The organism is Phytobacter sp. V91, assembly GCF_965644225.1.
GTDB lineage: Bacteria > Pseudomonadota > Gammaproteobacteria > Enterobacterales > Enterobacteriaceae > CBFFRJ01.
Window position 1 is genome coordinate 19,320 of the sequence record NZ_CBFFRJ010000063.1, and the last position, 9,259, is coordinate 28,578.

General features: G+C 58.5%; 9 protein-coding genes. 6 read left to right on the forward strand and 3 right to left on the reverse strand.

Translation table 11 applies throughout. The annotated features are described in order from the left end of the window. Position 1: 1 nt before the first annotated feature. From ACSZO4_RS14145 to ACSZO4_RS14165, 5 genes are read left to right on the forward strand one after another with little or no spacing between them, the layout of a single operon-like run. Positions 2 to 886, forward strand: a complete 885-nt coding sequence (locus tag ACSZO4_RS14145; protein WP_437889630.1) for an ABC transporter substrate-binding protein — start codon at positions 2 to 4, stop codon at positions 884 to 886. A gap of 12 nt (positions 887 to 898) precedes the next feature. Continuing rightward, the gene (locus ACSZO4_RS14150) at positions 899 to 2,458 is read left to right on the forward strand and encodes an HAL/PAL/TAL family ammonia-lyase (protein ID WP_437889632.1); all 1,560 of its coding nucleotides are present in this window, start codon (positions 899 to 901) and stop codon (positions 2,456 to 2,458) included. Beyond that, positions 2,451 to 3,647, forward strand: coding sequence for a CaiB/BaiF CoA transferase family protein (locus ACSZO4_RS14155; RefSeq protein WP_437889633.1), 1,197 nt, complete (start codon positions 2,451 to 2,453; stop codon positions 3,645 to 3,647). Before ACSZO4_RS14150 ends, ACSZO4_RS14155 begins: the two co-directional genes overlap by 8 nt. Before the next feature lie 15 nt (positions 3,648 to 3,662). Beyond that, positions 3,663 to 4,559 (forward strand): 3-hydroxyacyl-CoA dehydrogenase family protein, encoded by an 897-nt coding sequence (locus ACSZO4_RS14160; RefSeq protein ID WP_437889634.1) that lies wholly within the window; start codon positions 3,663 to 3,665, stop codon positions 4,557 to 4,559. After that, positions 4,552 to 5,319 carry an enoyl-CoA hydratase/isomerase family protein gene (locus tag ACSZO4_RS14165; protein ID WP_437889635.1) on the forward strand — a complete coding sequence of 256 codons (768 nt, stop codon included), beginning with the start codon at positions 4,552 to 4,554 and terminating at the stop codon, positions 5,317 to 5,319. The genes ACSZO4_RS14160 and ACSZO4_RS14165 overlap by 8 nt, the downstream gene beginning before the upstream one ends. Here the strand turns inward: ACSZO4_RS14165 and ACSZO4_RS14170 are convergent, their stop codons facing one another. Beyond that, positions 5,320 to 5,883, reverse strand: a complete 564-nt coding sequence (locus tag ACSZO4_RS14170) for a HutD/Ves family protein (RefSeq protein WP_437889637.1) — start codon at positions 5,881 to 5,883, stop codon at positions 5,320 to 5,322. Beyond that, complete coding sequence (gene hutC, locus ACSZO4_RS14175; protein WP_437889638.1) at positions 5,880 to 6,641, reverse strand: histidine utilization repressor; 762 nt, start codon at positions 6,639 to 6,641, stop codon at positions 5,880 to 5,882. Before hutC ends, ACSZO4_RS14170 begins: the two co-directional genes overlap by 4 nt. Positions 6,642 to 6,747: 106 nt before the next feature. On the opposite strand from hutC, the gene ACSZO4_RS14180 reads away from it, so the two are divergent. Further along, positions 6,748 to 8,115, forward strand: a complete 1,368-nt coding sequence (locus ACSZO4_RS14180; protein WP_437889639.1) for a formimidoylglutamate deiminase — start codon at positions 6,748 to 6,750, stop codon at positions 8,113 to 8,115. A 39-nt stretch (positions 8,116 to 8,154) separates the two neighbouring features. On the opposite strand, the gene ACSZO4_RS14185 is transcribed toward ACSZO4_RS14180, so the two are convergent. Then, positions 8,155 to 9,069: a LysR family transcriptional regulator gene (locus ACSZO4_RS14185; RefSeq protein WP_437889641.1), complete on the reverse strand. Its 915-nt coding sequence runs from the start codon at positions 9,067 to 9,069 to the stop codon at positions 8,155 to 8,157. Positions 9,070 to 9,259 lie beyond the last annotated feature (190 nt).

Genomic DNA, 9,259 nt, shown 5'->3' on the forward strand with positions numbered 1-9,259 from the left:
CATGAATATCAAGAAACGCTATTTGACGCTGTTCAGTGCCGCCATGCTGTCTGTTGCTTCTTCTGTCTGGGCGGCGGACGCCGGTCAGAAGGTGATCATCGGCTCGGCGGATTTCCCGGAAAACCAGCTGCTGGCGACGATTTACGCCGGTGCCCTGGAAGCGCAGAACATAGCGGTTGAGAAAAAACTCAATATCGGTAGCCGCGAAGTCTATATTCCGGCGCTGCTGGACGGCTCCATCAATGTGATCCCGGAGTACAGCGGGGCGCTGCTCAGCTATATGGACGCCAAAAATGAGGCCCACAGCTCTGAGGATGTTGCCAAAGCGCTGGCCAGCAAACTGCCGGAAAATGTCAAAATGCTCAACACCTCTACCGCGCAGAACAGCGACGTGCTGGCGGTAACGAAGAAAACCGCCGACAAGTACAAACTCAAAACCATTGATGATTTGAAAGCTGTCGCCGGTGAACTGGTGCTGGGCGGCCCGGCCGAGTGGAAAACCCGTCATGAAGGGGTTTCTGGTCTGCGTGAAGTGTATGGCCTCAATTTCAAAAGTTTTAAAGTGCTGGATGTGGCAGGGCCGCTGACCTTAACCGCGCTGAAAAATAACCAGATTCAGGTCGCCGATTTAACCTCCACCACCCCGGAAATCAAAAAAGACCACCTGGTGGCGCTGGAAGATCCGAAACACCTGTTTGCGGCGCAGAACATTGTGCCGATCGTTGCGACCAGCACGCTGAACCCGACCATCGAAAACACGCTCAATAAAATTTCAGCCCAGCTGACCACCGAAGATCTGATTGCCATGAACGAACAGCTCGCCGAATTTGCCAGCATCGATGATGTTGCCCATCAGTGGCTGGTGAAACACGGTCTGGGTAAGTAAGGACGGTTTAAGATGACGACTCACACCTTTTCTCCCACAGCGCCACTGCCCGCCGTTACGCTGGGCAGAGCAAAGACGACCATTGATGAGCTGGTACGGATTGCCGATGGCGCGCCGGTGATACTGGCGGACGACGCGCTGGCGCATATGGATAGCGTCAGCCGCTATATTCACAATGCCATAGCCGACGGGAAGGTCATTTACGGTCTGACCACCGGCGTGGGAGATCTGGTGACTGAGCGTCTTGGTGCCGACCAGATTGGCCTGATGCAGATGAATATGTTGCGCAGCCACGCCTGCGGCATGGGGCCGGATTTGTCAGTGCGGGAAGTGCGGGCGACGATGGCGGTCATGCTCAAATCGTTGTTGCAGGGCTACAGCGGCGTCAGCGCTGAACTGGCGCGCCATATGTGCCGGATGCTCAATCAGCAGGTGACGCCGTGGTCGCCTGCCAGCGGCTCCGTCGGCTATCTGATTGCCACCGCGCATATTGGCCTGTCGATGTTCGGCGAAGGGCAGTGCTGGTATCAGGGCCAGTTACTGCCTGCCGCTGACGCATTAAGACTTGCGGGCATTGAACCCCACCGGCCTGGCCCGCGTGAGGGCCATGCGCTGATAAGCGGCACCTATGAGATCACCGCGCTGGCCTGCCTGGCAATCCAGGATTTCGCTCAACTGTTGCCCGTTGCCGATATGGCCGGGGGAATGTGCCTGGAAGCGCTGCGGGGCAATACCCGTGGCTATGATGCCCGCCTGCATGCCCTGCGCCCGCACGACGGGCAGCAGGAGACGGCGCGTATTTTACGTTGCCTGCTTGAGGGCAGCGAGATCCTCGCCCACTACCGCGACCACCGGGTACAGGACGCGCTCAGCCTGCGCTGTATTCCGCAGATCCATGGCGCAGTGCGTGACCAACTGGCGCACTGCCAGCAGATTGTGACCACTGAACTGAATTCAGTTACCGATAACCCGGTGTTTTTAATCGAAGAAGACGAACTGGTGATCCTGCCTGGCGGTAATGGCCATGGCGCGCCGCTGGCGCTGGCGCTCGATGCGCTGGCGGTGGCTATCGCCCAGCTCAGCACCGCCTCGCAGGCGCGTTGCGACCGGATCACCAATGTCCACCTGAGTGGTTTGCCGGCGTTTCTGGTGGGTAAGGGCGGGGCAAACTCCGGCATGATGATCCCGCCATACGTGGCGGCGGCGCTGGCCGGGGATAACCGCAGTCTTGCGGCACCTGCCAGCGTACATACCGTCAGCACCTGCGCGGGGCAGGAGGACCATATCAGCATGGGCGTTTCCAGCGCGCGTAAGGCGATAAAAGCGGTGGACAATGCCGTCGATATTGTCGCCATCGAGTTACTGTGCGCCTGCCAGGCCATTGAATTTCACCGCCCGTTACGTGCCTCTGCTGGAACCGAATTAACCCTCGGCCTGGTACGCGAGCAGGTGGCATTTCGTGAAGCCGACACAGCGCTTTACCCGGATATGCATGCCATCCGCGATTTGATTGCGGGCGGAACGCTCAGCCGTCAGCTGTGTGCGTTGTTTGAGGAGAACGGTTATGAATAAGGCGTTACAGCCTCTGAGCGGCGTGCGGGTGCTTGATTTATCCCGCGTGCTGGCTGGCCCCTGGTGCGCCTCGCTGCTTAACGATCTTGGCGCAGAGGTTATCAAGATTGAAATGCCGGGCAGCGGCGATGATTCCCGCAGCTTTACGCCGCATATTGGCGGCGAGAGCAGTTATTTTATGCAGCTTAATCACGGCAAAAAAAGCGTCACTCTCGATCTGAAAAGCGAGCAGGGACTGGCCATTCTTAAAGAGCTGGTGGCCTGCTCGGATGTGCTGGTGGAAAACTTTCGCCCCGGGGTGACCGCGCGGCTGGGGATCGATTACCCGACGCTTGCGGCCATCAACCCACGGCTGGTGTATGCCAGCATCTCAGGTTTTGGTCAGCAGGGGCCGATGGCCCACAAAGCGGCCTATGACCACATTATCCAGGCCATCGGCGGCATTATGCAGGTCACCGGCCAGGCCGATGGCGAGCCGACCAGGGTAGGGGATGCCATTGGCGATGTGGTGGCCGGGCTGTACGGCAGCTGGGCGGTGCTGGCGGCGCTGTTGCAGCGTGGCATCAGCGGTAAAGGCCAGCATCTGGATGTCTCGATGCTTGATACCATGGTGACGCTGCAAATGGTCTCCTTAACCCAGTGGATCGGCGGATTGCCTGCCGCTGGTCGTCTGGGCAATGCCCATCCGATAAGCGCCCCGATGGACAGCTACCGGGCGCAGGACGGGCATATTGTGATTGCTGTTGCCAACGACAAACTCTTTCGCCAACTGGCCAGCGCCATGGAACAACCTGCTCTGGTGGAGGATCCCCGCTTCATTACCGATCCACAGCGGCTGGCAAACCAGCAGCAACTGCGCCAGCAGATCGAAAACTGGCTGGCGGATAAAACCGTCAGCGAGGCGCAGGCGGCGCTCGATCTCGCCGGTGTTCCGGCTTCAGCGGTGCTGCGGCTGGACGAGATCCTCGACAGTGATTACGCCCGCCAGCGGGAACTGGTCAAACAGATCCACCATCCGCAGGCCGGAATTATCCCGATTGTGCCCCAGCCGGTGAAAATGAGTGCCGCTAGCGCAGATCCGGCGCTGATGCCGCCTGCGCTGGGCGAGCACACCCACGCGGTACTGCGTGAGCTGCTGGGTATGGATGAAGAGACTCTGGCCCTGTTGCACACCCAGGGCGTGATTTAATCTGCGGAGAACAAGATGACTGTAATTAGCAATGTCGCGGTGATTGGCGCAGGGACCATGGGGGCGAGGATCGCCGCGGTCATGGCCCGCGCCGGTTTTAATGTCCGCCTGTGGTCCCGCTCGGCGCAGACGCTACACCAGGCGCAGGCTATTGTTGAATCTCTGGGCGTAAGCGCCAGCGTGCTCTACAGCAACGTGCTGGAAGAGTGCCTGGCAGGCGCGGATATGGTTTCCGAAAACGTGGCCGAAGAGATGGCGCTTAAGCAGAGTCTGCTGCAAAGCATCGAGCACCAGGTGGCTCCCCACTGCCTGCTGACCACCAATACCTCCAGCGTGTCGATTACCGGGCTTGCCTCAGCGCTGAAGGATCCAACCCGGCTGATTGGTATGCACTGGTTTAATCCGGCAGATACCATGCCGATGATTGAGATTGTGCGCAGCGAACAGACTGCTGAGGCCATCTGCCAGCAGGTGCGGGCGCTGTGTGAGCGGCTGGGTAAGGAGACCATTACCGTTAATCAGGACATCCCCGGCTTTATTATCAACCGCTTACAGTATGCGATGCTGCGCGAAGCGCTCTACCTGGTCAGTGCCGGGATAGGTTCGGTTGAGGATGTGGACCGCGCGGTACAACGCACCCTGGCCCCGCGCTGGGCGGCGATGGGACCGATGAAACTGATGGACTTCGCCGGGCTGGATACCGTCGAAAAAGTCGCCGGTATTCTGCTGCCCGCGCTGGATAACAGCAGCGTCCTGCCGCCGTGGCTGAAAGAGACCATTGCAGAGCGTAAGCTGGGGGTAAAAAGCGGCGAGGGTTTTTATCCCTGGCCTGGAGACAGCGCGTTGCAAGCTATGCAGCACCGCGATGCGATTGTGAAAAGCCTGACGGGCAGAGGAGAAGACGATGAGTGAGATCCTTTGCCAGATTGACGAATCGGTGGCCCTCATCACCTTAAATCGACCGCAGAAATATAACGCCCTGACCGCCGGGATGCTGGATGCGCTGCTGCATACGCTCAGGCAACTGGACGCGCAGCCTGAGGTGCGGGCCATTGTGCTGCTGGGTTGCCCACGCGCGTTCTCGGCGGGGGCCGATACCGGTACGCTGGCGCAGGCCTCGGCCACCGAGCTCTGGCGCAGCGGGTTTAGCGAAAAATGGGATCAGATCGCCACCATCGAAAAACCGCTTATCGCCGCGGTCTCCGGCTATGCACTCGGCGGCGGGCTGGAGCTGGCGCTGCTGTGCGATATCGTGATTGCGGATACCCGCGCACAGTTCGGCTTACCGGAAAGCCATATCGGGATTATTCCGGGGGCAGGCGGCACACAACGGCTGGTGCGGGCCGTCGGCAAATCGCTGGCGATGGAAATGCTGCTGGCAGGCAGGCGTCTGAGCGGCGAAGAGGCGCGTCAGGCGGGGCTTATCAGCCAGCTAACCGCGCCCGAAGCGCTGGAAGACAGTGCGCTAACGCTGGCAAAACAGATAGCCCGCGCAGCGCCTCTGGCGGCAATGATGATCAAAAAAGCGGTAGCGGCCAGTTTCGAAATGCCGCTCAGCGCCGGGGTAGCCTATGAGCGCGCACTCTCGGCGCTGATTGCCGATAGCGAGGATCGGGCAACGGGGCTGGCGGCGTTTAACAATAAGCAGACGCCGCGCTTTCAGGGGCGCTAGTTAAGCGCCGACGGGGTTGAGCGTCACCCAGGCAAAGCGATGTGCGGGGCTGTTGCGCACCACAACGCTTGCCTGCTCAGTGATCAACAGGCTGTCGTAATGCTGCAACTGATGGCGCCGGGCATTTAGCATGACCTCCAGGGCGCTTCCGGCATTAAACAACAGCCGCGTCCCTTGCGAAAACGCCCACTCTCCACCCTGCGCCCAGAGGACCGATGCCTGGGTGGTTGCCGCGTGATAAATAACATTGAAATCCAGCAGCGGGCCGCCGCTGATATCGCAGGAGACGTCGCTCTCGCCGTTAAAGTCGAAGGCCTGAAAGGGCGGGATCAGAGCACTTTGCTGGCCGTCGATGGTCAGGTACATGCCGTCGCCTTCCAGCACGCTGATACTGCGCAGATAGCCGGGAAAGCGGGAGAACGGACCGGCTTCGCGGATCGTGGCGAGGGAAATTCGCCAGTCATACTGCTCAGCGGCCGGGAAGCGGCGCACTTCCAGCGTGAAGCCCTGACCGTTTTTCCACGGCATGTTTGCATACTCGTCCTTGCGCAGATGTTCGATCATTTACGCATGCTCCCTTCCAGCCGGTAGCGCGGGCCTGGATAGACAAGGCGCACGCTGGTGACGATTTTCTTCTCCTGACGCCCGGTCCAGGTACGGCGATTCACCTGCAAACAGGGGGTATGTTCATCAATTTCCAGATACACGCATTCGTTGCGGGGAATATTCACCGCCTCAATGATATGTTCCCCTTCCACAATGGGCGCTATGGAAGAGAGGTAAGCATTGGGGGTGATACGGGTGAAATCCTGTTGCAGGTAATCCGGGACGATCAACGCATTGACCATCCGGTCTTCGAGCATCACCGGAACACCATTTTCGTAATGGCAAATCAGCGAATGAAACAGGCGGCTGCCCTTGGGCAGATTAAAGGCCAGCGACTGCTGCGCATCGGCCTGGAGCTGAGTGAGCTCCAGCACCCGCGCGTGGTGGCGATGGCCGCGACTGGCTATCTCATCGGCGATATTGTTAATTTCCAGCAGCGCTGACTGCCCGCGCACTTCAGCAACAAAGGTGCCGACGCCCTGCATACGCACCAGCAGACCTTCGGCGGTCAGTTCACGCAGGGCGCGGTTGATGGTCATGCGGCTGTAGCCAAACTGACTCACCAGCTCACTTTCAGAAGGCACTCTGAAATTCACCGGCCAGACACCACTATGGACATTGGTTTTGATCATGCTTTTGACCCTTTCATAAAAAGGGGCGGGCTGATCCAGATGTTCCTCACCTGCGGCTGCTTTATACACGTCGCTTTGCGCCATTACTTACTCCTCACCTGATGACCGTTAAAGTTTACTCTACGCTCAATTGGATGTATATATATAAACATGTATATACAATTGATCAGCATCAAAACGGAGTGGAACTATGGCGGTATATTTTGCGGCGAAAGCACTGCTGCCGCAGGGCTGGGCGAACAATGTAACGGTGAGTGTCTCTGCTCAGGGCATGATAACCGCGGTTGAAAGCGACACGCTGGCAGCTGACAACAGCATCCATATCAATGGCTTTCTGGTGCCGGGCATGCCCAATCTCCACTCCCACGCTTTTCAGCGCGCAATGGCCGGGCTGACCGAAGTGGTGGGCGATCCCGCTGACAGCTTCTGGACATGGCGGGATTTGATGTACCGGCTGGTGGATAAAATCACCCCACAGCAACTGGAAACCATCGCCACGTATTTGTATATCGAAATGCTTAAAGCCGGTTACACCTCGGTAGCCGAGTTTCACTATCTGCATCATGATCGGGGCGGCAAAGGTTACGCGAACCCCGCTGAACTGGCGCTGCGCATCTCGCAGGCGGCGAAAAGCGCCAGTATCGGTCTGACGCTGCTGCCGGTGCTCTATTCATACGCCGGTTTCGGCGCTCAGCCCGCCAGCGCAGGGCAGGGGCGTTTTATCAACGATACCGACAGCTATCTGGCGCTGTACGATGCGCTGAGCAGTGAGCTTGCCGGGGAACCGATGCAGCGCACCGGGCTGTGCTTCCACTCGTTGCGTGCCGTTACGCTGGAACAAATGCAGCGGGTGCAGGAGGCTTTCCCTCAACCGCAGCCGGTGCATATACATATTGCCGAGCAGCAAAAAGAGGTGGCTGATTGTCTTGCCTGGTCGGGTCTGCGCCCGGTGGAGTGGCTGTATCGCCATATGCCAGTCGATGCGCAGTGGTGTCTGATCCACGCAACGCACCTCACTGCGGATGAGACCCGCCAGATTGCCGCCTCGGGCGCGGTGGCGGGATTATGCCTGACCACCGAAGCCAACCTGGGAGACGGTATTTTCCCGGGAGCGGAGTATTTATCGCAGCAGGGGAACTGGGGGATTGGCTCAGACAGCCATATCAGCGTCAGCGTCAGCGAGGATCTGCGCTGGTTCGAATACGGCCAGCGCCTGAACCATCGCCGCCGTAATTTGCTGCATCTGCCTGCGCAGCCCTATATCGGCAATGTGCTTTATCAGGGCGCTTTGCAGGGTGGGCGGATGGCGCTCGGCCAGCCTGTCGGGCAGATTGCCGCAGGTGCCCGGGCCGATATGCTGGTGCTCGATGGCCGGGATCCCTTCCTTGCTACTGCTGATGACAATGAACGCCTGAACCGCTGGATTTTTGCCTGTGCGGCGAACCCCATCAAGGATGTGATGACCGGCGGGCGCTGGGTGATTGAAGACGGGCAACATCAGCTTGATGAGAAAACGACCCGTGATTTTATTACGGTGATGCAGCAACTGAGGGCGTAAGCCCTCTGTTTTGTCTGACGACCAGATAGCAACCCAACCTTAGCTTGCCAGCGTATTTTGCTTATCGCGAAAAGCGTTATGCAGCAATCGCCACAGATGATGCGCGGCAGGGGTAAAACGGCGGTCAGAGTTGCGCAGCAGGTGGCATTGCGTGCTGCGGGCGATGGGGTGGGCCAGCGGGACGGCCACCAGCTCATTCTGCGCTATCGCCTCTCTGGCGGCATTTTCGGTCATAAACGAGATGCCCAGTCCGGCCTGGCTCAGGCTGATGGCGGTAGAGAACAGGTTGCAGCGATAGGCCGGGTGAAACTGAAGATCCTCACTCTTGAACATGGCGTTCATATGCCGTTGCAGGCCGAAGTTTTCGGTGAAGGCAATCAGACGATGGTCGAGCAGGGCGGGGATCGTCACCGAGGACTCACCGGCGATGGGATGCTGTGGCGACACAATCGCGCAAATCGGCCCCCACTGGAAGCTGTGCCGTTTGAGTTCCGGATTGCCTATCGGGCCAAAGGCCAGCGCCATATCGGTGGCGCCATCGGCGATGGTATTGAGCATTTCCTGCATATTACAGACGGTAATATCGACAAACACGTTCGGATAAGACTGGGCAAAGTTACACATCACTTCATCGATAAAGGTGTTTACCAGCCCGCCGCCGATACCGACCGACACGCTACCGCCACGCATATGGCGTAAATCTTTCAGGTGATTTTCCAACTTTTCCCGCCGCTGGCGGCTTTCAAAGTAATCCTGAGCCAGCAGTTGCCCTGCTTCTGTCAGTACCACCGTTCGCCCACGACGCTCCAGCAGAGGGAGCTGTAATGCTCGTTCCAGCTGGGCTATCTGGCGGCTGATCACCGACGGATTAATGCCCAGCATATCTGCCGCCCGGCGGATCCCACCCTGAAGCCCCACTTCGTACAGGTAGCCTATTGGTTTGTCATGCAACATGCGCTATTTCCGTTACTGTTGACCTGACAGCAACAATAACACCCTTCAGCAGACATTTATCATCCTGGTTAGTTATAGATAATCAAAGTTGTCGGCCAAATCATCCACGCGGTAATAATTAAGTCCGGTAAACCCCCGGCTTTGCCGGGGGACTCCGAAAGGTTTGACCTTTAAGTCAGTCGCGCGAATC